The organism is Streptomyces sp. NBC_00102 (assembly GCF_026343115.1).
GTDB lineage: Bacteria > Actinomycetota > Actinomycetes > Streptomycetales > Streptomycetaceae > Streptomyces.
In genome coordinates this window covers 1,597,279-1,619,344 of record NZ_JAPEMC010000001.1, presented here as the reverse complement: position 1 = coordinate 1,619,344, position 22,066 = coordinate 1,597,279, and the positions used below count along the sequence as shown (strand labels likewise).

The following is a 22,066-nucleotide window of genomic DNA, read 5'->3' as shown; positions in this document are numbered from 1 at the left end:
CAGCACTCCAGGAAGGACACCGCTCATGCCGAAGACCACGCAACTTCGCACCTACACCGTACGCGACGGCCTGTTGGACGAATGGGTGCGGCGTTGGGAGTCGGACATCGTGCCACTGCGGCTGGAGTTGGGGTTCGAGATCGGTGGCGCGTGGATCGACCGGGAGCGCAATCAATTCGTGTGGCTGATCTCCTACGACGGCCCGGAGACATTCACCGAGCGCAACGCCCTGTACTGGTCGTCTCCTGCCCGCAAGGACATGGATCTCGATCCCGATGACTATCTGGTGAGTACCGATGACCGGACGGTGGAGCGGAGCTACTGAGCGGTTGCCGCTATGTCGTCGCCAACGGCAGCAGGTGACGACGACGTTCGACTTGGGTCAGAGTCCGGAACACCCTGCCCCGGGCATGGGCTTCGAGTCCGCCGTAGTCGGGGAAGGCCGGCCAGATGCGGGCCGTTCCGTCGAACGATGCGGTCAACAGGCGCGTGCTGTCCCGCGACCATGCGACCGAGGCCACCTTGTCCTGGTGGACCCCGACGACGGCGACCTCCTCGAAGGTGGAGGCCGACCAGATCCGAACCGTCCGATCGTCCGAGCCCGTGGCGACATGCTGACCGTCGGGAGACCACCCCACTGCTCGGACGCGTCCCTCATGGCCTTTCAGTACGTGGACACGCCGGCCTGTATCCACGTCCCACACTGCTGCGGTCCAGTCACCCGAGGCGGTGACGACGTGCCGTTCGTCCGGCGCCCATGAGACGTCGTCCACGTAGTTCTCATGACCGCGCAGGACGGTGAGTTGCCGGCTCTCCGCGACATCCCACAAGCGGCATGTGCGATCGTCGGACGCACTGGCCACGTACTGGCCGCCAGGGGACCAAGCGATACGTCCCACCCAATCCTGGTGGCCCGTCAACACGGTCAGTTCCACCCCTGTGTCAGCTGCCCGCACACGTACGGTTCCGTCGTGCCCGCCCGTTGCGATGCGATCACCCTGTGGCGACCAGGCGCACCCTTCAACGACCTCACCCCGTGACTCGATCAGAGCGGAGCCTGTTGCGTCCACGATCCGGAAGAGGCCGCCGTTGGTTGTGCAGGCGAGCCGATCGTGCTGCGGCGACCAGGCAACGCTCCACACCCGGTCTTCGAGTACGGTCTCCGGGCCTGCGGAGGTCCCGTCAGCGGCATTCCACACCCTGACGGTGCCGTCGTCGGACGCCGTCGCGAAGCTGCGCTCGTCGGCGGACCAGACCGCCTGATTCACCGGGCCCCCGTGGCCGTAGGCGGCGACAGCTTCGGCTCCTCGCGGGTAGAGATCCCAGACACGAGCGGTCCCGTCGGTCGAACTCGTGGCGAGCTGCGCTCCCGACGGCGACCAGGCCACGCCCCACACCGTGTCCGAGTGGCCGTGGAGTACGGCGAGCACCTTGGCGTCGTCGGCACGGACGAGGCGGACCGTGTGATCGGACGAGGCGGAAGCGAGTATCCGACTGTCCCCCGACCAGGCGAGATTCCACACGTAGTCCGAGTGTCCGCGCACCAAGAGCTTCAGCGCCCCGGTCCGGGCGTCCCAGATACGGGCCGTGTGATCCCCCGATCCGGTGGCGATGGATTTCCCGTCCGGTGACCATGCGACGCCTTCGACGAAGTCGGAGTGGCCGGTCAGCGTGAGGACGGCGGCCCCGGATGCGACGTCCCACACGATCGCCCTCTGGTCGTGGGACGCGGAGGCGACGCGCGTGCTGTCCGGGGCCCAGGTGATGCCCCACGTGTCGTCCCGGTGGCCACGCAATGCCCGGAGGAGGGCGCCGGTGGAGGCGCTCCAGACGCGTACCACACAGTCCTTCGAGGTGGCCGCGATGGAACTGCCGTCGGGCGACCACGACACCTGCCTGACGATGTCCGTGGCCCCGGTCAGAAGCCGGACCGGATTCCCGGTGCGCGCGTCCCAGACCCGTACAACCCTCTCCCGCCCCGCTGTCGCGATCAGGGCGGAGTCCGGGGACCAGGTGACGGACTCGACCATGGCGCCGCCGGAGGACAGCACGAGAAGCGAGCGGCCCGTGGCAGCGTCGAAGACGCGGGCACTGCCGTCCCGGGACGCGGTGGCCAGATGCCGGCCGTCGGGCGACCAGGCAATGTGGCGGACCGTATCGGTGTGCTCGTCCATGCTGACGCGGTGGTGACTCGCAGCCAGGGCTGCCATGAGACCACGACGGGCCGAAGGAGTGGGCGTGCATTCACCGAGCGCTGCCAGGGAGAGGAGTATCGCCTGCTCGGGATGGCTCTGCGCAGTGTCGAGTGCATGCCGGCCGAGGCTTTCGGAGAGCCTGCCCAGGTAGACGAGATCCCGCTGCTGGGAGTGGTGGACCAGCGTTCGGACGGGCTGGGTGGCTTGTCCCGCCTCATCGAGCACCGTGAGCCGCCGCTGGGCGAGTGTGAGCCGTTCTCCCGTGAGCAGGTAGTCGTCGCTGCGACCGGACTGCTCCCAGTCCTGGGCCCAACGCTCCAGTTCCGCGCGTTCCCGCAGTTGTTCGATGCGCGACTCGACTTCCTGCCGGAGGGGCGCCCACTGACGGAACAGGGCCTCGTGCGTGACCTGCGCGTAGGGAAGCCGACCGGAAACAGGGTCTTCATGAACGTCCGAGACAAGAAGCCGCGCATCGATGAAGGCATCCACCACGCGCCGCTCGCGGGCGGTGAGACCGGCCAATTCGACTCGTTCACGGGCCACATCCTGACCCTGGACCGTGACGAACCGCAGCAGTACTCGAAGGACGAAATCGATGCCGTCGTCCGGTCCCAGAACTGCCACCATCTGGTCCGCCTGCCGTGCGAGCGCACCGGCGACCCCACCGAGGCTGCGGTAGAGCTCCGGTGTGACCGTCCCCCCGGGGCCGGAGGCGAAGTACAACTCCTGGAGGAGGTAGGCGAGCAGCGGCAGAGCGTCGTCCGTCGCGGCCTCCTCCACGATGGTGTCCACAACACCGGGAGCGAAGGAGAGGCCGACCAGCGCCCCGGGCGCTCCACCACCTGAGCGAACTGGCTTCGGGACAACGAGCCCAGGGCAATCGGGTGGTGGAAGAGATCGGCGTGCCGAGTGGCGAGAATCCGGCCGAGGAAGTCCACCCGGATGGTGATCAGCACATGCACCGAGGGGTCCTGATCCAGGCAGGCGCGGATCAGGCCGAGGAACTGGGTGTGCTCTCGATCACCGACGAGGGTGAGGACCTCCTCGAACTGGTCGATCACCAGAAGGACGCGCCGGAATCGGCCGACGCGCAGCCGGGCCAGCTCACTCCTCAGCGAGTCCGACCCCTGCCGAAGCCGGCGCAGGACCGCAGCCGTTGGCTCCTGACTGCCGTTGGCGGCAGCCAGCGCGGACGCGAGTGCTCCCAGCGGATTGGGGCCGGGGGAGAACGCGGGTACAAGGGTCCACCGACGCTCTTGCAAACGCGGAATGACTCCGGCTCTGACCAACGATGATTTGCCGCTTCCGGACGCCCCGACGAGCGTCAGGAAGCGGTCGGCCGGCCGATCCGACGAAGCGTGCAGCGTGCGTGTCAGGTCGGCTGCCAGGGTCTCTCGCCCGAAGAAAACAGCTGCCTCGTCCTCGGAGAAGGCATCCAGCCCGGGATAGGGCACCCGGTCACGTGGCCAGTCGGTCGGTGGCGGCGGAGGGTTCTCCAGCCGGTACACGAGGACTTGGCCGACGACCATGGCGACGAGCAGGATACCGATGGCCGGTACGGACGCATGCTGGATGACCTTCAGCAGCCAGGGAGTGTCATCGACATTGGTGGCGTAGTCGGTGACGATGCCGAACAGGCTCGCTACCAGAACCAGCACCACTTGCAGCGTCAGCTGTAATCGGTGCCTCATGCCGCGACGGCCAGTGACAGGTCCGATTCACGCAGCATTTGCTTGTCCTCCGATCCAAGCAGTAATCGGCATCATCGGACCTTGCGGAGGCAGGATCAACCAGGCGCGGCGAATCCAGCCAGCCCTGACCGCAGTCGTGTCCTATCGGAGCCCGTCCACGAACGCCTGCCAGGCGACGGGGCCGACGGTCACGACCGGACCGTCCGGGACCTTGCTGTCGCGGACCGGTACGGAGCCGTTGGGGCAGCCGTCGGCCACTTCGAGGCAGTCCCCGCCAGTGTTGGCGCTGTAGCTGGACTTACGCCACCGCGCCTTCGTCGGGTCCGGGTCGGTCCTCATAACGCTCCTTCATGACGCGGCTGATCAGAGCCGCCGACTTCTCGACAGTCAGGACAGCCCCTTGCAGGTGAGCGTATCGGAGAGACGCTTCGCGGATGGTTTCCGGATTGGCGGTCATGTGGCCGGAGATGACGTCCTCGGTGTACACGAGGTCCGGATCGTTCTCGAAGCGCAGGAGATTGAACGAGCCGGCAAGACTTGCGTGCTCGCCTGCCGAGAAGGGCAGCACCTGAATGCGCATCCAGCGATGACCGGCGAGCTCCAACAACTTGGCGAGTTGGCTTCGCATGACCCGCCGCCCTCCGATCGGGCGGGTGAGCACCGCCTCGTCCAGGATGACCCAGGCGAGCGGCGGCTGTTCCTGCTCCAGGATGCGTTGGCGCTCCATGCGCGCGGCCAACAGGCCGTCCAAGTCCTCGGGCATGCCGGTCGCCAGGACCGCACGCGCGTACTCCTCGGTCTGGAGGAGTCCGTACACCACCTGTGACTGATACGTGGAGATGTACGTCGCCCGCGACTCCATCTCCGCGTATGCCTGGAACCACGTGGGTAGTTGGCTGCGCAGCACCAGACCGATCAGCCTGGAGAACAGCCCGCCCGTGCCGAGCGCCGCGTCCAGCCGCTCCGAGAAGTCCCGGGTGGGGACCTTCCGCGCGGTCTCGATCTGGCCGATCAGTGACCCCGTACAGAAGATGATGGCTCCGAGCTGGCCCTGTTTGAGGTTCGCGGCTTCGCGCTGACGGCGCAGCTCCCAGCCGTAGTAGGCCAGCGGCGAGGTGCTGGGGTCGAGCGTCTGGATGTTGGCCACGGGGGGACCTCCGGCGTGCAACGCCTGGCGGCGTTCGTTTCGGTACGTAGCCGAGCGTAGTCGGATCACTGCACGCTGGTGACATGAATCACGTAACTGTCCTGCGGTCAGGAGCCGTGGAGACCTCGCCCGTCGTCAGGGAACCCGTGTACCACGCAGACTTCACGATGGGCGAGCATTCCGCCCGGCATCTCCGTCGCATCCTGCGGCTCTACCTCGTCGACCGGGGTCTTCTCGATCTGGCCGGCGCGGCCGAACTCGCGCTCACCGAGCTGATCGCGAATGTCGTCCGCCACGTGCCCGGTCGCCACTGTCAGCTCTGCATCTACCTGATGGGCGACGAGGGGGTGCGCGTGGAGGTCACTGACAGCAGTCCCGAACTGCCTACGGCGACCGTGCGCGACGCGCTCGACGAGGGCGGCAGAGGGCTGCTCCTGGTCGATGCCGTCGCCGACAAGTGGGGTGTGGACGTACGGGAGGACGGCGGCGGCAAGACGGTGTGGTTCGAATGTCTGGCCGGCGGGGGAGGTGCGGCCGGGGGCGGCTGACCTCCGGCCCTGGTGCTGCCCCGGAGTGTGGGGGTGGGGATGGGCAAGATGTTTCCAGTCCCGAGCCGGAGCCGGGGCCTGTGCAACCCACCCCCCATGGCCGCGAGCCCCTCGCGATCTCCGTCCGGCCGTTAACCGCACAGCACCGTATACCGAGGTACTGACATCGACGGTGGGAGGGGCTCCGCAGGTGTGCCGCCACCTCGACAGGAGCTTTGCCGGGCGGTGTTGTCGTGGCCCGCCGGTCAGGGACCGGAACTGCGCTTCCCGGGCTTCCACCCCCACGCCGTGAGCATTCCGGCCGAGAGCGCGGCGCACTCGTCGGAGACCAGGTAGCGGATCGCCGCGTCGACGGCGGTGTCGTCCACCAGGCCGGTGGCGAGCATCGCGGGCCGGCTGCGCTCCCACGTGTCCGCCCAGAAGCGGCTGAGGGGGCTGCCCGGCTGGAGCGGCGGTACGTGGATCTCGGCGGCGACGGGTTCAAGCCCCGCCCCGCGCAGCAGGTGCGGGTACGACGGCACCCAGGACACATCGGTGCCGATGGAGGCCCGCAGCCCCTGCCACATCGCCCGCATCGCCGTGGTGTACGGGGTGTCGGGCGTACGGTCGCTGGTCAGGTCCACCGCGTCGCTGAGCACCAACACCCCACCAGGTGCGACGAGTTCGGCCAGTGCGGGGATCAGGCTCTCGTGTTCGGCCAGGTGCATCAGGACGAAGCGGGCGTGGACGAGGTCGTACTGGCCGGAGACGAAGCCCGGGGCGGTGATGTCGGCCTCCAGCAGGTCGAGCCCGGGAACCGGCCGCTCGCCGAGGAACCGTACGTCGCGGTCGACGGCGAGTACGCTCTCCACCCCGGCCTCGCCCAGCAGACGGCGGGAGACCGTGCCCGTGCCCGCGCCCACGTCGAGGCAGCGCCACCCCGGCCCGGCCCCGAGCGCCCGCAAGCGCGCGAGGCTGATGTCGTCGTAGGCGAGGGCGCCGTAGTCGATGCGCTCCCCCTCGCCCGCCTGCTCGGGGCGGAAGAACGCCTCACCGTAGCGGCCGCCGCCCTCTGAAGCGCCCCCGCGCGGCGCGGGGTTCACACCGTCACCCGCGCGGAGCCGAGCACCTCGCGGACTGCCGGCGACACCAGCCGGCCGGCTGGTGTCGCGGGGCGGGCGGGTGCGGAGGTCCGTACGCCGGTGGGAGGCGGTGGGAACAGGAGGCTGCTGACGACGGGGTGCGGCATGGCCGGGCCTTTCGTGCGGGGTGGGGGTGCGGGTGGCCCCGGTCGGACGACCGAGGGCGCCGCCCTCCGAATCCTGCACAGGCCACCGCCCGCCCGGCCGAGGCGCGCCGTACCTCGGCCGTCCGGCTCCTGTCAGTCGTCGACTACCGGCCCGCCTCCGCCAGTACCGCGTCGGTGAACGGCGTCCACGCCTCGGCCGCCCAGGGGCCGAAGGCGCGGTCGGTCAGGGCGACGCAGGCCAGGCCCGCGACCGGGTCGATCCAGAGGAAGGTGCCGGACTGGCCGAAGTGGCCGAAAGTCGCGGGGGAGGAGGCGGTACCGGTCCAGTGCGGGGACTTGGAGTCGCGGATCTCGAAGCCGAGGCCCCAGTCGTTGGGGTTCTGGTGGCCGTACCCGGGCAGTACGCCCTTGAGCCCGGGGTGCACGACGGTCTGCGCCTCCAGCACCGTGCGCGGGTCCAGAAGCCGGGGTGCCTGGACCTCGGCGACGAAGCGGACCAGGTCGTCCACGGTCGAGACGCCGTCCTTGGCGGGGGAGCCGTCGATGGTGGTGGAAGCCATCCCCAGCGGTGCGAAGACCGCCTCGCGGGCGTAGTCCGCGAAGGGGATGCCGGACGCCTTGGCGAGGTGCTCGCCGAGGACCTCGAAGCCGGCGTTGGAGTAGAGGCGCCGCGTACCCGCCGGGGCCGTCGCCCGGTGCTCGTCGAAGGCGAGGCCGCTGGTGTGGGCGAGCAGGTGGCGGACGGTCGAGCCCTCCGGTCCGGCCGGTTCGTCCAGCTCCACGGCCCCCTCCTCGTACGCCACGAGTGCCGCGTACGCCGCCAGGGGCTTCGTCACCGAGGCGAGCGGGAAGCGGTGCGCGGTGTCACCGTGCGTACCGAGGACAGTGCCGTCCGCGCGGACGACGGCGGCTGCCGCGGTGGGGACGGGCCAGTTCTCGATCTGTGCCAGGCTCTGCATGGTTACGAGGGTAGAGGCAGCGTGCACCCGCCCCGCGACGGCCCCGGGCGCCGGGGGAACACCGCGCGGGACGGACCGGCGCCGAAGTCGTGCCCGATTCCATTTGCTTCGAGTGCACTCCAACGATCTAACGTTGAAGACATGACGGTGACGCAGAGCACGTCCGTACGGCCCGTGCCCCGGCAGGCTGCCCCGACGGGGCGGACGGTCCGGTACACGATCAGCGAGGTGGCCGCCCGCACCGGGCTCACCGCGCACACCCTGCGCTGGTACGAGCGGATCGGCCTGATGCCGCACGTGGACCGCTCGCAGACCGGACAGCGGCGGTTCACCGACAAGGACCTCGACTGGCTGGCCTTCGTGGGCAAGCTCCGGCTGACCGGCATGCCGGTGGCCGACATGGTCCGGTACGCGGAGCTGCTGCGCGAGGGCGAGCACACCTTCGACGAGAGGCAGGAGCTGCTGGAGGCGACCCGCCGCGACGTACGGGCGCGGATCGCGGAGCTCCACGACACGCTCACCGTGCTCGACTACAAGATCGACTTCTACGCGAGCGCCCGACGGGCGCCGGAAAGGCCGTGTGGCTGATGACGGAGAACACCCTTCCCACCGTGCAGCTCGGAGCGGACGGACCGCAGGTCGGCGTCCAGGGACTCGGCTGCATGGGCATGAGCGAGTTCTACGGCGCGACCGACGAGATGGCCGCCCACGACACCCTGCACACCGCCCTGGACGCGGGGGTCACCCTCTTCGACACCGCCGACATCTACGGACGCGGCGCCAACGAGGAGTTCCTCGCCTCGTTCGTCGGGACCAACCGCGACCGGATCACTCTGGCAACCAAGTTCGCCATCGAGCGGTCCGACGACCCGGAGTACCGGGCCGTACGCAACGACGCGGCCTACATCAAGCAGGCGGTGGAGGCGAGCCTGCGCCGCCTCGGCACCGACGTGATCGACCTCTACTACATGCACCGTTACGACCCGCGGGTCCCGTTCGCCGAGTCCGTCGGCGCGATGGCCGAGCTGATCAAGGAGGGCAAGGTCAAGCAGCTCGGGCTGAGCGAGGTGACCGGGCCGGAGCTGCGCGAGGCGCACGCGGTGCACCCGATCGCCGCCCTCCAGTCGGAGTGGTCGCTCTTCAGCCGGGACCTGGAGCGCAGCGCGGTACCGGCGGCGGCCGAGCTGGGCGTCACCCTGGTGCCGTACTCGCCGCTCGGCCGGGGCTTCCTGACCGGGGCGTTCGCGGACGCCGGCAAGGAACTGGGGAAGGACGACTTCCGGCAGTACCAGCCCCGCTTCACGGGCGACAACGCGAAGAACAACGCGGCCCTGCTGGAGCCGGTCCGCCGGATCGCCGAGGCACACGGCGCGACCCCCGCGCAGGTGGCGCTCGCCTGGGTGCACCAGCGCGCCCAGGTGCACGGCCTGACCGTCGTACCGATCCCCGGCACCCGCAAGTCCACCCGGCTGCTGGAGAACCTCGGCGCGGTCCGGATCCACCTCACCCCCGAGGAGCTGGCGGAGCTGGAGCCGATCGCCGGCCAGGTGGCGGGCGACCGCTACCCGGACATGAGCAGCACGGCGGCGGCGCGGGAGAAGTAGACCCCGCACACCTCCGGGAGGCGGTGCACGGCGGACCCCGTACGAGGGCGCCCGCCGCGCGCCGCCTCCCGGACCCTCGTGGCGCCAACGGGGCACGCGGGAGGCGGACGCCCGTCCGGCCAGGCGTCGTTCAGGCGGCGCGGGCGGCGATGACCCGGGCGCACTCCAGCGACTCCGAACGCGTGGTGTCGACCTCCAGGTCGTAGACCACGCCCCGGTGGACCGATTCCGCCTGGGCCGCGGCCATGCCCCGCGCACGGTCGCCGCGCGCGATCTCCCGGCCCGAGGCGACCTCGCTCGCGCACCTGACCCCGACCCACAGCACGTCCAGCCCCACGAGGGCCTTCTGCCAGTGCGCCTGGGATTCCGCGCCGCCGAGGAAGACGTCGTCGACGATCACCCGGGCACCCGCACGGGCCGTCGCCGCGACGCCCTCCATCCAGGCCGCCTCCAGCCTGCGGAACTCCGAACCGACGTTCACCCCGCCGTCCGCGGTGAACTCGATGCCCCCGTCGGACGTCCGCATCGACGCGGGCAGCGAGTCCACCAGGGTGTCGATCGCGGCGGCCAGCCACGGCTCCGGCAGCACCGCCTGGAGACACCGGACGATCCCGGACTTGCCGGAGCTGGAACCGCCGTTCAACACGATCACCTGAGTCGTCATCGACTCACCGTAGAGGAGACCGGCGCGGAGGCCACCGCGTTTTCCGGCGGGGCTACGGTGGAACGGGCACCCGTGCGCTGCGCCCAGCGGACGGCGGCCGGGGCGGCCATGCCCGTGAGCGCGAACATCGACCCGACGACGTACCAGCCCGGGCGCCCCCAGGTGATGCAGAGCGAGATCAGCAGGGACGGCCCGAGGGCCTCGGCGATTCCGGCGCCCAGGCCGAACACGCCGAGGTACTGACCGGTGGCGTGCTGCGGGGCGAGGGCGTAGGACACCTCGAAGCCCGCTGCCGCGTGCCAGAGTTCGCCGATCGTGTGGATCACCATCGCGACGACGAGAAGCGTGACGGCGACCCAGGCAGGTGTCCCCGCCGACAGGGAGATCAGGGAACAGGAGGCGAGGAAGGCCACCCCAGCCTTGCGGTAGGCGGCTCCGCCGGCCGCCGGGGAGGCGACGTTGCGGCCGGCCCGGACCTGGAACAGCACGATGGTCACCGTGTTGAGCAGGACCACGACCGAGATCAGCGAGTGCGGCGCGGTGGTGGCGGTGACCAGCCAGAGCGGAATCGCCACCGTGAGCACCCTGAACTGGACGTTCATCACACCGTCGAGCGCGGTGAGCGCGAGGTACGGGCCGTCCCGCAGCGCGGCCCAGCGGGGACCGCCGGTGCTGGGCACGGGCTTCACCGGAGGCAGCCGCAGCAGGATCACCGCCGATGCGGCGAAAGCTACCGCGTTGCCGACGACCAGGAGCCGGTAGGCCGGGACCGTACCCACCTGGACCGCCCAGCCGGCCGCCAGAGCGCCGAGGGAGATGCCCACATTGGTCACCGCGCGGAGGTAGGAGCGGAAGGCCTGCGGCCGGTCCCCTCCGTAGTGCCGGATCAACGGGCTGCGGGCAGCCTGACCGGCCGCCTTGCCACCACTGGCCACGCCCACCGCGAGGACGAACAGCCAGAAACTGTCCGCCCACAGGAAGCCCGCCGTGGCCACCGCCTGCACGGCCAGGGTGCTCGCGTAGATGCCGCGTGCACCGCGCCGGTCCGCGAGGTGGCCGACGGCGACGCCCACGGCCAGCGCGACGATCCCCGCCGCACCGAGCCCGAGCCCCACCCGGGAGGCCGGGAGATGGACCGCCTGCGTGAAGTAGAGGACTCCGGCGGTCAGATAGACACCGCTGCCGAGGGTGTAGACGAAGTTCGAGGCGGCGAGCGCGCGTTGGGGTGCGGACTCCGGTAGCAGTGCGGGCATGGGTGGCTCTCCTGGTCGACCGTAATAGCTGGGTAAGATTTTCGCTTCTTACCTGTCGACGCAAGGGAGTTGTTCGGGGCGGGCCTGAAGAGGGCGGTCCTCGGCGGTTCTCGGCGGCTCTCGACGGTCCTGTCCGCGGTCCTGTCCACGGTCCTCCGCGGCGCGACGCCCGGTGGTACGGGTACCCGGCGGATGCGGATGCGGGTGCGGGTGCCTTGCCCGCCGGCTCAGGGCGTCAGTGCGGCCGAGACCCGTGCCATCCGGTCCGGCGGCAGCGCGAAGGGATTGGCCGGATTGCGGTAGGAGTGGGAACCCTCGCCGACCCTGACGCCGTGGACGGTGGTGCGCCAGCCCACCGGGCCGGTCGGACCCTGGTCGTCCAGGAGCGCGACCGCGAGCGCCTGGGGATCGTCGACGCCGGTGCGGGCGCGCAGGGCTGCCGTCAGCCGCACGGCGGCGTCCTCGGGAACGTCCTCGTCGCCGAACGCGGGGAACAGGAGCAGCAGCCGGGCGTGCGGGTCGGTGGTACTGCCGCCGGGCAGCCCGTTGTCGGCCGCCGCCACCAGTTCCGGCCAGGACAGGCCCGGCCCCATGAAGTGCCCCTCGTCCGAGGCCAGATACTCGGCCTGGTCCCAACTCGGTTGGTGGAGGAGGTAGTCGACCCCGGGATCGTCCTCGAAGGTGCGGTAGACGATGTGGATGCGGTGGCCTCCGGCGAGCGGGACGGTGAACGTCGGCCAGTCCGCGTACCTCCACAACTGCTCGTGGTACGCGAGGGCCGCCTCCTCGTCCGCGCCGAGCAGCAACTCCTCCGTCTCCTCGCCGGCCGGACACGAGTGGAGGTGTCCCAGCCAGAACAGGGTGTCGTCGAGGAGGTCGGTGGGGTGGGTGAGTGCGTCGCTCTCGTACCCGGGTATGTGGGCGGGGCGCAGGTCTTCGGCGTGGGTCACGAGGGCATTCTGCCGACTCGCCCGGATCGGTTCATCAGTTCTGGTGCGCGCCGTTCCCACCCGCGGCCGAGGCGCTGTTCCGGCCGGCGGCCGACCAGCGCGGGGCCTCGTCGTCCGGGGCATCCGGACTCGCGAAGTGGAAGGGGACCGAGAGGTGCGCCGCGAGCGGGCGGCCGAACCGTTCGGCGGCGGCCGCCGAGGGCTGGGCGTGCCCCTCCCCGAGGAGCCGTACCGCCGTGGAGCGGTGGATGACGGCCAGCAGGTGGTCACCGGCGGGGTCGGCGGTGACGGCCCGGAGCTCCACGAACCAGCCGTGGACGGTGTCGCCGTCCCACAGGGCCTCGATCGCCATGATCCGTCCGCCGTACCCGGCGGCCTCGGCGGTCAGGGATTCCAGGTCGAGAGGGTCGGCGGGGGTGCGGGCGATCCTGTCGCCGTGGTGCCGGAAACGCTCGTCGACGACGCGCTGGGCGTCGTCGAGCCCGAGCCCGTGGGCGCGGCCCGCTTCTCGGACCGTGCGGATCGCCTGGAGCACGGAGTCCTGCAGGACGTACCCGTCGACCTGCTCACGGACACCTTGCGGAAGGAGGTCCCACCACTCCGCCTCCGGCTTTCCGACCGTTCCCATTTCCCGTATCCCCGTATCCCCGTATCCCCGTGTCTTCTGGCCCGGCCGCTCCCGGTGACAGGAGTGTAGGGGAGGGGCTGTCGGCGCTCGTACGGTCGCCTCCATCAGCTGCTGCGACCGGTCCAGGCCGTACCGCGGGGCCCGTTCACCCGACGCGCCGTCGCCGCGCAGCACCGTGCGCAGCCGCCGGCGGCCGGGTCAGCAGGCACCGGGTTCCGGGGGCTGTGGCGGTGGCAGCCACCGGCGGACGGCGGCGGTCACCCGATCCCGGTCGTCGGTGGCGAGCAGGTCGAGGAGAGCCCCGCGCAGTACGGCCAGCGTCAGCGTGCGCTCGGCGATCCCCTCCCCGGTGTCGCGTTCCGTCCGCGGCTGAGAGCCGGCGAGGACGTCGAGCCAGTCGTCCACGGTGCGCCTGGCGAATCCCGCCCAGGGGCCGTCCGGCTCGACGAGGGAGCGGGCGTACGCCTCGGCCCACAGGCGCAGCAGCGGCCGGTGTTCGTCGGCGGCCAGCCACGCCCACACCGCGTCCGCGGCGGCGGCGAGGCCGACGGGGTGCTCGGGGCCGCGGAGTCCGGCCAGCAGGGCCAGTTCGTCGGCGCGCGCCCTCTCCAGCAGCGCCCGTACCAGCCCGTCCTTGTTGCCGAAGAGGAACATCAGGACGCGGGTGCTGGAGCCGATGGCCTCGGCCAGGGGACGCAGGGACAGATCGTTCAGGCCGTGGTCGAGCGCGTACGCGTACGCGGCTTCGAGCAGCTCTGTCTCGCGGGGGGACGGGTTTGTGGCTCTGGGGGGCATGGGGCTACCTTACGAGGACTGACACGCTCGTGTCAGTAACGGGCAGTCATTGAACACATCGGAGAGTGCGCCATGCCGGAGGGAACCCGTGTGCGGGAGAGCGTGGTCCGCCGCGCGGACAGGCCCGGCGACCTGGGCTGGATCGTGATGGCCCACGGCGAGCTGTACCACCGGCAGTTCGGCTGGAACACCGGGTTCGAGTCCCTGGTCGCCAAGATCGTCGCCGAGTACGCGGCGGGGCGCGACCAGGACGCCGAAGCGGCCTGGATCGCAGAGGTGGACGGGGAACGCGCGGGCTGCGTGATGCTCGTCGCCGACGACACGCACCCCACACACCGCACGGCCAAACTGCGCACCCTGCTGGTGACCCCGGCGGCCCGGGGGCTCGGCACGGGCACCCGCCTCGTGGCGGAGGCCCTGGCCTTCGCCCGCGCGGCCGGCTACCGGAGCGTGTCGCTGTGGACCACCGACAACCTCGTGTCCGCGCGCCGGATCTACCAGTCCTTCGGCTTCACCCTCACCGAGGAGCAACCCCACCGGGGCTTCGGCCACGACCTCGTCGGCCAGACCTGGACCCTGGAGGAGCTGGGAGCCCCGCAGGCACCGGGCCGCAGCGTCGGCCAGGCCGTGGTCTGGAAGTAGCGCCGTCCGCCCGGAGGGCGTGCCAGGCGTCGCCTGACAAGGCGGGACACACACGGCCCAGGGGGCGGGCGCCGACGCTGCGGGCGGGCTCGGTGCCCTACAACTCCGCCAGCAACTCCGCCTTCTTGGCGCTGAACTCCACGTCCGTCACCAGCCCCGCCTGATGCAGCTCGCCCAGGTGGCGGATCCGCTCCGCGATGTCCGCCGGATCGCGCCGCGCCGCGCCGACCGGTACCAGCGAGGTCGGTACGGGTACGGACGGCCTGCGGCGCGCGGACTCCAGGACCGCCGCCGCGAACGGCAGCGACTCGTGCACCGGGCCGTAACCCAGGCCGAAGAGCACGGCCGCCGGGTCCTGGTCGGCCTGGGCGGGACGCACCGGCACCCCGCCCCCGGGCAGTTCGCCGGGAGAGGTGACGCACGGCTGGGCGGGGGCGGCCGCCGAGGCGTCGGACGGATGGGTCAGCAGCCGCAGATAGCCCTCGAATGCCTCCGGGGAACGCCACTCCACTCCGGCCACCCGCTCCACCGGGAACGACTGGTCGCCCGCACGCCACTTGGCGCTGGACGCACCCGTCCACGACCAGCGGAAGGAGACCCGCTCCCCGTCGAAGCTGGCCCGCCCGTCGTACGCCTTGAACCGCAGGGGGCCCTCCGGTGCCGCGACCAGGAAGCGGTCCGCGGGCTGCCCGGAATCCGGGTCCAGCCGGGCCCGCAACTCGTCCCGGTAGTACTCCGCGAGGATCTCCCGGTCGGCGGGCAGGACCAACCGGTAGGGATCGGAGCCGTCCTTCAACTGACCGGCCGCCGCCTCCATCAGCGGGTCGGCACCGGGTCTCGGCGAGGCGTGCAGAACCACCGTGCCCCGCTTGCCCGGAGTCAGACCGACCGCCGACAGCGCCGCATACGGAATGCGTCGCTCCCGCAGGCTCTGGAAGAGCTTCGGCGTACGGATGCCCCGTTCGAAGCGGATGAGCACGGAGTCGGTGTCGAACTCCCAGGTGGCATGAATTCCGGCCAGCACATCACCCATGTGCCTCATCGTATGCGGCAGTCGTCCGTACGTCGCCCCCCTCGCGTCAGCCCTGATTCACCGGGCTTCCGCATGATCTACGCGCGTCAGACATCTGTTCCACCGGAAATACCGCTGCGGCACTCGCGATCCGCACGTGCGCAGCCGACCGTCGTGTATGAGCCGACTCCGATCGCCGCGAAGTTGCGCAGACTCTCCGTACCGGGCTCGAAGTAACCGCTGTGGCCCTGCGCGTCGCCCGCCGAGACGATCCGCGCCCCGAACTCCGGGTCGACCGGATCGGCACCGTGCCCCAGCCCGCCGACTTCCAGATTGGGCACGTCCGCGATCCAGTCGTCGCGGTCGCGCATCGCCCACACCCGGGCGTTCGTGCCCAGCGCCGCCTCGCTCGTGGACCGCATGCCGGGACTGCCGGCGACGGCGATGTCGGTGACCCGGGACGGCAGCCGGTGCGCCGCGACCCCGCACACCACGGAGCCGTAGCTGTGGCAGACCAGCGCGACCGTGGCCTTCCCCGGCAGGGCGGCCACCAGCGCGTTCAGCCGCAGCGACCCCTGTGCGGCGAGCCCGCCGAGAACCGCGTCCATGCCGATCCCGGCCGGTGCGGTGTAGTCGGCCCAGGCGATCACCGCGGTACGGGCGGTGGGCCGGGCGTCCCGCTCGGCGGCGTAGAGGGACTTCGCCATGCCGACCGGCGCGCTGTACGGGCGGTTCTCCCGCTCCAGCGTCAGCAGTTGCGTGTCCACGCCCGGGACCACCACGGAGACCCGCTCGGCCCGGTCCAGATCGCCGAAGACCTCGGCCGCGCGGCCCCGGCCGGACGGGTCGAAGGACAGGATCTGCCGGTCGCCCGCGAGCATGCCCCGGAAGCGCTCCAGCCGCATCCGGGCCCCGGTACGGCCGTCCGGCGAGAGCCCCGGATCGTGTGTCCGGCGCTGCTCCACCGCGGTCGCGTCCCGCAGCGCATGGCGGTTCGCCCGGTAACGCAGAGCGACCGGCGCGCCGTTGAGGTTGCCGACCACGAGGGGATACTGATCGGCCAGCGAGAGCCGCTGCGCGGCGGAGAGCGAGGCGAAGAACCGGGCTATCGCCGTGGCCGGGGCGTCCAGGGACGGAACGGGCCGGCCCCCCGCCCGGGCGTGCGCCCAGGCGGCCAACGCCCGGACGCGCGGCTCGTCGGAGGGCTGATGACGTACGGCGGTCCACCCGGTGGTCGCCATCATCACGAACACGACGGCTATGGCGAGCAGCGCGCGCCATGCGGTCAGGGTGGGTGAGGTTTCGAAGGAGGGATTCACTGCGGCACACCCTAGGAGACGGGTGACGGGCCGTGGTGCTCGGGTGACGTACCTCACTCGGCGGAGGGGTTTGTGGACCGATTTTCTTACGTTCCGTAGTCGCGGAGGGCGTAGGGCGTGGGGGACGCGCCCGATCCCGCGCGTCTCCCGCCCACGGCCGTCGCGGCCGGCCCCGTCACCGCGCGTCCGGAGACCCCGGCGGGGCCGTACCGACGACCACGAGCGGGCCCGGGGCGGCGTCGGTCTCCGGCTGCGGGAGCCCGGGGGGTACGAGTCCCGGGGTCACGGTTCCCGGGGTCATCCTCTCGGGCGGTACGAGCCCCGACGCGACGAGCGGCCCGGCCGGCGGCTCCGGCGCCACGACCTCCGGGGCGACGAGCCCCGGCGCCGGGGTGTGCCAGCCGGAGGCGAGCGCCGGGCCGAGCGTGTCCAGATGGCTCTGGGCCAAGGCGCGCAGCGAGGCCAGGCCGCCGTCGCCGTTCCGCACCCACATCAGTCCGGTGACCCGCATCGTCCCGGAGAAGGCGGCGACCGCCACCCGGGGGCGGGGGTCGCTGTCCAGGTCCAGGCCCTCCCGCCCGGCGATCAACGAGGCGACCTCCTCCTCCATGGCGACGCACCGGCGCATGTGCGCGGCCAGCAACGCGGGCTGGGACTCGATCATCCGGAACGTCCGGACGTACAACTCCACCGTCGCCGCAGGTGGATCGGAGCGCTCCAGCGCGTCCCAGGCGGCGAACGCGGCCTGCCGCATCGCCTCCAGCGGCGGTTCGCCCGCGGGCCGTTGCCTCAACTCCGCGCGGAATCGCGCCTCCACCATGTCCTGGGTGGCGAAGACGACGTCCTCCTTGCTCGCGAAGTACCGGAAGAACGTGCGCTGGGAGACGTCGACCGCCTCCACGATCCCGTCCACCGTGGTCCGTTCGTACCCCTGGGTGGTGAAGAGTTCGAGCGCGGCGTGGAGCAGCGCGTCCCGGGTGCGCTGCTTCTTGCGCTCGCGCAACCCGACCGCGCACTCCGGGCGCCGGAGCAACCCCTTTGCCCGTACGCGCTGTTCGCGCGCCGCCGCCGTGGGCTGCGCACCCTCGCGCGCACCGCCCCGCCGCCGTGCTGCCGGACCTTCCGTCACGTGCCGTTCCTCCCCGATCGCTTCGCCGTCGTCGGCGTCAGTGTGAGCCACCCGACAGTTACCGGTCGGCGAATTGGTTGGTCAACTGTCAGTCGCTGTCACTATTCTCCGGGCATGACTAGTCAGACCACCGTCGACAAGGCTTCCCGGGAGCCCGAAGACATCGCAGTTCCCGCACCCGCCAAGGGACTTCGCGGCCATCCATGGCTGACGCTGTTCGCCGTGGCCATCGGCGTGATGATGGTCGCGCTCGACGGCACGATCGTCGCCATCGCCAACCCCGCCATCCAGAAGGACCTCAACGCCTCCCTCGCGGACGTCCAGTGGATCACGAACGGCTACATGCTGGCGCTCGCGGTCTCACTGATCACCGCGGGCAAGCTCGGTGACCGCTTCGGACACCGCCAGACCTTCCTGATAGGCGTCGTCGGCTTCGCCGCCGCGTCCGGGGCCATCGGCCTCTCCTCCAGCGTCACCTTCGTGATCGTCTTCCGCGTGCTCCAGGGGCTGTTCGGCGCCCTGCTGATGCCCGCCGCACTCGGCCTGCTGCGCGCCACCTTCCCGGCCGAGAAGCTCAACATGGCCATCGGTATCTGGGGCATGGTCATCGGCGCCTCCACGGCCGGCGGCCCGATCCTCGGCGGTGTGCTCGTCGAGCACGTCAGCTGGCAGTCCGTCTTCTTCATCAATGTGCCGGTCGGCGTCATCGCGCTGGTGCTCGGTGTGATGATCCTCAAGGATCACCGTGCGGAGAACGCGCCGCGTTCCTTCGACATCGGCGGCATCGTCCTGCTCTCGCTGGCGATGTTCTGCCTCATCTGGGCGCTCATCAAGGGTGCCGAATGGGGCTGGGGCGACGTCAAGACCATCGGCTTCCTCGTCGGGGCGGTCGTCCTCTTCGTGGCCTTCGCGCTCGTCCAGACGCGCGTCCGCGAACCGCTGATCCCGCTGGCGATGTTCAAGTCGATCCCGCTGTCGGCGGGCGCGATCCTGATGGTGCTCATGGCCTTCGCCTTCATGGGCGGCCTGTTCTTCGTGACGTTCTACCTCCAGAACGTGCACGGCATGAGCCCGGTCGACAGCGGTCTCCACCTGCTCCCGCTGACCGCCATGATGATCGTCGCCTCGCCGGCGGCCGGCGCCCTCATCACCAAGTTCGGACCCCGCGTCCCGCTGGTCGGCGGCATGGTGTGCACGGCCGTCGCCTGCTTCGGCATGTCGCAGCTGACCATCGGTACGGGCACGCTGACCATGTCGATCTGGTTCGCACTGCTGGGCATGGGACTCGCCCCGGTCATGGTCGGGGCCACCGAGGTCATCGTCGGCAACGCCCCCATGGAGCTGTCCGGCGTCGCCGGTGGCCTCCAGCAGGCAGGCATGCAGGTCGGCGGCAGCCTCGGCACGGCGGTCCTGGGCGCGGTCATGGCGGCCCGGGTCGACTCCCTGCTGCCGGGCAACTGGTCGGACGCCGGCCTTCCGAAGACCTCCGCGGCGGAGCTGTCGCAGGCGTCCTCGGCCATCGAGGTCGGCATGCCGCCCATCGCCCCGAACACCCCGCCGGAGATCGCCGCGAAGATCACCGCGGTCGCCCACGACACGTTCGTGTCCGGCATGAGTACCGCGTTCGTGGTGGCCGGCAGCGTCGCCGTGATCGCCGCCGTGGTCGCGCTCTTCACCAAGCGCGGCGAGAACGCCGAGGCCGGGGCCGGAGTCGGTCACATCTGACCCCTCCCGTCCCCGTCGCATCCGCGTCAACACCACGCCCGCACAGCCCCGTCGGTCCAAACCGGCGGGGCTGTCGCCTATCCGGGTGGTCCCGGTCAAAACCCCTTCCCCGGGCAGTTCGCGGCAGGTCAGGGTTCGGCCAAGAGAAACCGCACGACCACGGGGATTGATCCACCATGCGCAAGACCGTCATCGCGGCCGTCCTGGCCGCCACCGCCCTCGTTCCCGCCGCCTCGGCCGTCGCTCCGGCGGCCACGCCCGCAGCGCCCGGGGGCACCTACACCACCGTGACGACCACCGACACCGCCCGGTCCGCCGGCACCACCCGCTCCGCCGCCGGGGCCACCGCCGCCGGGGCCGCCGCGGCCCCGTCCGCCGCGGGGGTGCGGCTCGGGGAGTGCGCGGCCGGTCAGTTGTGCCTCTGGAAGAAGCCGGACTTCACCGGGGGCCGGGTGAACCGGGACCTTTCCGCCGTCGACATCGAGAGCTGCGTCCCCCTGCCACCCGGCAGCGACGCGCAGGCCTTCGCCAACCGCACCGGCCGCAACGTCACCCTGTACCAGTCGGCCGAATGCGGTGAGACGGGCGAGTTCGAGACCTACCCGGGCGGTGGCACCTGGGTCCCGCGCTCCCCGTACCAGGTACGGGCGTTCAAGATCTGGGAGAACTGAGACACGGCCGGGACCGGCGGGCGACGGGTGCTCGTCCCGTCACTCGCCGGGCCCCGGACGGAACGCCCCCTCCCCGGCGCGGGGAGCGTCCGGAGCGGGGGCGTGGGGGCCGGGGACCGGGTCAGAGGAGGGTCAGCTCGTCCACCAGGTCGTCCAGGCCCAGCGAACCCTGGGAGAGCGCGGCCATGTGCCAGGCCTTCAGGTCGAACGCCTCGCCCCGCCTCTCGCGGGCCTTCTCCCGGCCGAGCAGCCAGGCACGCTCGCCGAGCTTGTAGCCGATCGCCTGACCCGGCATGGACAGGTATCGGGTCAGCTGGCTCTCCACGTAGTCGGCCGGACGGCTGCTGTGCGCGCCGAGGAACTCCTGCGCCAGCTCCGGAGACCACCGCTCACCCGGGTGGAGCGGCGAGTCGGCCGGTATCTCCAGCTCCAGGTGCATGCCGATGTCCACGATGACCCGGACCGCGCGCATCATCTGGGCGTCCAGGTAGCCGAGTCGCTCCTCCGCCCCGGGGAAGAAGCCCAGCTCGTCCATGAGCCGCTCCGCGTACAGGGCCCAGCCCTCGACATTGGCGCTGACCATGCCGGCGCCCGTCTGGTAGCGGGACAGGTCCCCGGCCACGTGCTTCCACTGGGCGAGTTGGAGGTGGTGGCCCGGGACGCCCTCGTGGTACCAGGTCGACACCAGGTCGTACACCGGGAAGCGGGTGCGCCCCATCGTCGGCAGCCAGGTGCATCCGGGGCGGGAGAAATCCTCCGACGGCGGGGTGTAGTACGGACCCCCGCCACCACCCGTGGGAGCGATACGGGACTCCACCCGCCGCACCGGCTCGGCCAGTTCGAAGTGCGTGCCGTCCAGCGAGTCGATCGCCCGGTCCATCAGCCCCTGGAGCCAGTCACGGATCTCGTCCACTCCCTCCACGCACCGGCCGTGCTCGTCCAGATGGGCCAGCGCCACCCACGGGGTCTTCGCGCCGGGCAGGACGCGCTCCGACTCGGTGCGCATCTCCGCCAGCAGACGGTGGAACTCCGACCAGCCGTAGGCGTACGCCTCGTCCAGGTCGAGATCGGTGCCGTTGAAGTAGCGGGTCCAGCGGGCGTACCGCTCCCGGCCGACCGCGTCCGGGGCCTCCCCGGCGGTGGGCGCGTAGACGTCCCGCATCCAGTCCCGCAGTCCGCGGACGGCCGCGGTGGCCGCGCGGGCCGCGTCGTCCAGTTCGCCGCGCAGCGCCTCGGGGCCGCCGGAGGCGAACTCCTCGAACCAGCCGCGCCCTTGATCGCTGTCGCCGGCCCAGTCGCCGAGCTGCCCGACGAAGGTGCTGGTCGTGCGCGGCCCCGCGTACAGCTTGCGTTCCAGGCCGAGCGCAAGCGACTCACGGTACCCGGACAGCGCCCGCGGCACCGCCCGCAGCCGCTGGGCGACGGCCGCCCATTCCTCCTCCGTCCGCGCGGGCGTCACCGTGAAGACGTCCCGCACCATGTGCGGCGGTGTCGCCATGTTGCCCACCGCACGCAGGTGTTCACCCGCCTCGTGCACGGCCAGCTCGGCATGGAGGCGCTCGCGCAGCAGCCGTGCGCAGCGGCGCTCGACACCAGTGTCCGCGCCGGGCAGGAGCTCGGCCTCGGCCAGGTGCGCGAGAGTCTTCCTGGCGAGCGCGGCCAGCACCGCGGCCCCGGCCGGTGAGGTGTCGGGCAGACGGCCGGAACTCGCCCGCACGCCCAGGTAGGTGCCGGTGATCGGGTCGAGTTCGACCAGTGCGTCGACGTAGGCGTCGGCAACCTGGCGCGGGAGTTGTCTCTCGATCTGAGTCATGTGCCGCATCCTCCAGCAACGCCGGGCCGGAAGGGCGGTGATCCGTTCCCGCAACCTCCCCCGTGGGTGCGGCAGTCCGGAGAAGAGCCAGTA

General features: G+C 71.1%; 20 protein-coding genes and 2 pseudogenes. 7 read left to right on the top strand and 15 right to left on the bottom strand.

Annotated features, from left to right (window positions below):
• The first annotated feature begins 25 nt into the window (after positions 1–25).
• The gene (locus OHA55_RS07210; RefSeq protein ID WP_266703888.1) at positions 26–325 is read left to right on the top strand and encodes an NIPSNAP family protein; all 300 of its coding nucleotides are present in this window, start codon (positions 26–28) and stop codon (positions 323–325) included.
• A gap of 10 nt (positions 326–335) precedes the next feature.
• On the opposite strand, the gene OHA55_RS36475 is transcribed toward OHA55_RS07210, so the two are convergent.
• From OHA55_RS36475 to OHA55_RS07190, 4 genes and pseudogenes are all read right to left on the bottom strand, one after another.
• Entirely contained in the window at positions 336–2,030 is a 1,695-nt protein-coding gene (locus tag OHA55_RS36475; RefSeq protein WP_323180467.1) for a WD40 repeat domain-containing protein, read from the bottom strand.
• A 36-nt stretch (positions 2,031–2,066) separates the two neighbouring features.
• A pseudogene (locus OHA55_RS36470) lies at positions 2,067–3,724 on the bottom strand (WD40 repeat domain-containing protein); the annotation flags it as partial.
• Between the two features lie 303 nt (positions 3,725–4,027).
• Complete coding sequence (locus OHA55_RS07195) at positions 4,028–4,225, bottom strand: DUF397 domain-containing protein (RefSeq protein ID WP_266703884.1); 198 nt, start codon at positions 4,223–4,225, stop codon at positions 4,028–4,030.
• On the bottom strand, positions 4,185–5,033 hold the full coding sequence (locus OHA55_RS07190) for a helix-turn-helix transcriptional regulator (RefSeq protein WP_266703882.1): 849 nt from the start codon (positions 5,031–5,033) through the stop codon (positions 4,185–4,187). The genes OHA55_RS07195 and OHA55_RS07190 overlap by 41 nt, the downstream gene beginning before the upstream one ends.
• A gap of 167 nt (positions 5,034–5,200) precedes the next feature.
• On the opposite strand from OHA55_RS07190, the gene OHA55_RS07185 reads away from it, so the two are divergent.
• Complete coding sequence (locus tag OHA55_RS07185; RefSeq protein ID WP_266710462.1) at positions 5,201–5,581, top strand: ATP-binding protein; 381 nt, start codon at positions 5,201–5,203, stop codon at positions 5,579–5,581.
• A gap of 245 nt (positions 5,582–5,826) precedes the next feature.
• Here the strand turns inward: OHA55_RS07185 and OHA55_RS07180 are convergent, their stop codons facing one another.
• Together OHA55_RS07180 and OHA55_RS07175 are read right to left on the bottom strand one after the other, a co-directional pair.
• Positions 5,827–6,663 (bottom strand): bifunctional 2-polyprenyl-6-hydroxyphenol methylase/3-demethylubiquinol 3-O-methyltransferase UbiG, encoded by an 837-nt coding sequence (locus OHA55_RS07180; protein ID WP_266703880.1) that lies wholly within the window; start codon positions 6,661–6,663, stop codon positions 5,827–5,829.
• 289 nt (positions 6,664–6,952) lie between these two features.
• Positions 6,953–7,768, bottom strand: a complete 816-nt coding sequence (locus tag OHA55_RS07175; RefSeq protein ID WP_266703878.1) for a serine hydrolase — start codon at positions 7,766–7,768, stop codon at positions 6,953–6,955.
• A gap of 141 nt (positions 7,769–7,909) precedes the next feature.
• On the opposite strand from OHA55_RS07175, the gene OHA55_RS07170 reads away from it, so the two are divergent.
• Positions 7,910–8,356, top strand: a complete 447-nt coding sequence (locus OHA55_RS07170) for a MerR family transcriptional regulator (RefSeq protein ID WP_266703876.1) — start codon at positions 7,910–7,912, stop codon at positions 8,354–8,356.
• Positions 8,356–9,372 (top strand): aldo/keto reductase, encoded by a 1,017-nt coding sequence (locus OHA55_RS07165; RefSeq protein ID WP_266703874.1) that lies wholly within the window; start codon positions 8,356–8,358, stop codon positions 9,370–9,372. Before OHA55_RS07170 ends, OHA55_RS07165 begins: the two co-directional genes overlap by 1 nt.
• Before the next feature lie 130 nt (positions 9,373–9,502).
• On the opposite strand, the gene cpt is transcribed toward OHA55_RS07165, so the two are convergent.
• The 5 genes from cpt to OHA55_RS07140 all read right to left on the bottom strand — a co-directional run bounded on the left by cpt (position 9,503) and on the right by OHA55_RS07140 (position 13,662).
• A complete protein-coding gene (gene cpt / locus OHA55_RS07160) occupies positions 9,503–10,036 on the bottom strand; it encodes a chloramphenicol phosphotransferase CPT (RefSeq protein WP_266703872.1) in 534 nt (177 codons plus the stop codon).
• Positions 10,033–11,289 (bottom strand): MFS transporter, encoded by a 1,257-nt coding sequence (locus OHA55_RS07155; protein ID WP_266703870.1) that lies wholly within the window; start codon positions 11,287–11,289, stop codon positions 10,033–10,035. Before OHA55_RS07155 ends, cpt begins: the two co-directional genes overlap by 4 nt.
• Positions 11,290–11,516: 227 nt before the next feature.
• A complete protein-coding gene (locus OHA55_RS07150) occupies positions 11,517–12,239 on the bottom strand; it encodes a hypothetical protein (RefSeq protein WP_266703868.1) in 723 nt (240 codons plus the stop codon).
• A 34-nt stretch (positions 12,240–12,273) separates the two neighbouring features.
• A complete protein-coding gene (locus OHA55_RS07145) occupies positions 12,274–12,867 on the bottom strand; it encodes a hypothetical protein (protein ID WP_266703866.1) in 594 nt (197 codons plus the stop codon).
• Between the two features lie 198 nt (positions 12,868–13,065).
• The gene (locus OHA55_RS07140) at positions 13,066–13,662 is read right to left on the bottom strand and encodes a TetR family transcriptional regulator (RefSeq protein ID WP_266703864.1); all 597 of its coding nucleotides are present in this window, start codon (positions 13,660–13,662) and stop codon (positions 13,066–13,068) included.
• Positions 13,663–13,734: 72 nt separating this feature from the next.
• On the opposite strand from OHA55_RS07140, the gene OHA55_RS07135 reads away from it, so the two are divergent.
• Positions 13,735–14,304: a GNAT family N-acetyltransferase gene (locus OHA55_RS07135; protein WP_266703863.1), complete on the top strand. Its 570-nt coding sequence runs from the start codon at positions 13,735–13,737 to the stop codon at positions 14,302–14,304.
• A gap of 97 nt (positions 14,305–14,401) precedes the next feature.
• Here the strand turns inward: OHA55_RS07135 and OHA55_RS07130 are convergent, their stop codons facing one another.
• The 3 genes and pseudogenes from OHA55_RS07130 to OHA55_RS07120 all read right to left on the bottom strand — a co-directional run.
• Positions 14,402–15,337 carry a DUF4429 domain-containing protein gene (locus OHA55_RS07130; RefSeq protein ID WP_266703861.1) on the bottom strand — a complete coding sequence of 312 codons (936 nt, stop codon included), beginning with the start codon at positions 15,335–15,337 and terminating at the stop codon, positions 14,402–14,404.
• An 86-nt stretch (positions 15,338–15,423) separates the two neighbouring features.
• Positions 15,424–16,635, bottom strand: a complete 1,212-nt coding sequence (locus tag OHA55_RS07125) for an alpha/beta hydrolase (protein ID WP_266703860.1) — start codon at positions 16,633–16,635, stop codon at positions 15,424–15,426.
• A 406-nt stretch (positions 16,636–17,041) separates the two neighbouring features.
• A pseudogene (locus tag OHA55_RS07120) lies at positions 17,042–17,668 on the bottom strand (TetR family transcriptional regulator); the annotation flags it as partial.
• Between the two features lie 210 nt (positions 17,669–17,878).
• Here OHA55_RS07120 and OHA55_RS07115 point away from each other — a divergent pair.
• Complete coding sequence (locus OHA55_RS07115) at positions 17,879–19,489, top strand: MFS transporter (RefSeq protein WP_266703858.1); 1,611 nt, start codon at positions 17,879–17,881, stop codon at positions 19,487–19,489.
• 176 nt (positions 19,490–19,665) lie between these two features.
• On the top strand, positions 19,666–20,160 hold the full coding sequence (locus tag OHA55_RS07110) for a peptidase inhibitor family I36 protein (protein ID WP_266703856.1): 495 nt from the start codon (positions 19,666–19,668) through the stop codon (positions 20,158–20,160).
• A gap of 121 nt (positions 20,161–20,281) precedes the next feature.
• On the opposite strand, the gene OHA55_RS07105 is transcribed toward OHA55_RS07110, so the two are convergent.
• The gene (locus tag OHA55_RS07105; protein ID WP_266703854.1) at positions 20,282–21,973 is read right to left on the bottom strand and encodes a DUF885 domain-containing protein; all 1,692 of its coding nucleotides are present in this window, start codon (positions 21,971–21,973) and stop codon (positions 20,282–20,284) included.
• Between the last annotated feature and the right edge of the window lie 93 nt (positions 21,974–22,066).

Coding starts and splice junctions, on each gene's coding strand:
- OHA55_RS07145 (WP_266703866.1), bottom strand. CDS start 12,867: ATGGGAACGGTCGGAAAGCCGGAGGCGGAGTGGTGGGACCTCCTTCCG.
- cpt (WP_266703872.1), bottom strand. CDS start 10,036: ATGACGACTCAGGTGATCGTGTTGAACGGCGGTTCCAGCTCCGGCAAG.
- OHA55_RS07155 (WP_266703870.1), bottom strand. CDS start 11,289: ATGCCCGCACTGCTACCGGAGTCCGCACCCCAACGCGCGCTCGCCGCC.
- OHA55_RS07135 (WP_266703863.1), top strand. CDS start 13,735: ATGCCGGAGGGAACCCGTGTGCGGGAGAGCGTGGTCCGCCGCGCGGAC.
- OHA55_RS07130 (WP_266703861.1), bottom strand. CDS start 15,337: ATGGGTGATGTGCTGGCCGGAATTCATGCCACCTGGGAGTTCGACACC.
- OHA55_RS07185 (WP_266710462.1), top strand. CDS start 5,201: ATGGGCGAGCATTCCGCCCGGCATCTCCGTCGCATCCTGCGGCTCTAC.
- OHA55_RS07115 (WP_266703858.1), top strand. CDS start 17,879: ATGACTAGTCAGACCACCGTCGACAAGGCTTCCCGGGAGCCCGAAGAC.
- OHA55_RS07210 (WP_266703888.1), top strand. CDS start 26: ATGCCGAAGACCACGCAACTTCGCACCTACACCGTACGCGACGGCCTG.
- OHA55_RS07165 (WP_266703874.1), top strand. CDS start 8,356: ATGACGGAGAACACCCTTCCCACCGTGCAGCTCGGAGCGGACGGACCG.
- OHA55_RS07175 (WP_266703878.1), bottom strand. CDS start 7,768: ATGCAGAGCCTGGCACAGATCGAGAACTGGCCCGTCCCCACCGCGGCA.
- OHA55_RS07195 (WP_266703884.1), bottom strand. CDS start 4,225: ATGAGGACCGACCCGGACCCGACGAAGGCGCGGTGGCGTAAGTCCAGC.
- OHA55_RS07140 (WP_266703864.1), bottom strand. CDS start 13,662: ATGCCCCCCAGAGCCACAAACCCGTCCCCCCGCGAGACAGAGCTGCTC.
- OHA55_RS07170 (WP_266703876.1), top strand. CDS start 7,910: ATGACGGTGACGCAGAGCACGTCCGTACGGCCCGTGCCCCGGCAGGCT.
- OHA55_RS36475 (WP_323180467.1), bottom strand. CDS start 2,030: ATGGTCGAGTCCGTCACCTGGTCCCCGGACTCCGCCCTGATCGCGACA.
- OHA55_RS07105 (WP_266703854.1), bottom strand. CDS start 21,973: ATGACTCAGATCGAGAGACAACTCCCGCGCCAGGTTGCCGACGCCTAC.
- OHA55_RS07110 (WP_266703856.1), top strand. CDS start 19,666: ATGCGCAAGACCGTCATCGCGGCCGTCCTGGCCGCCACCGCCCTCGTT.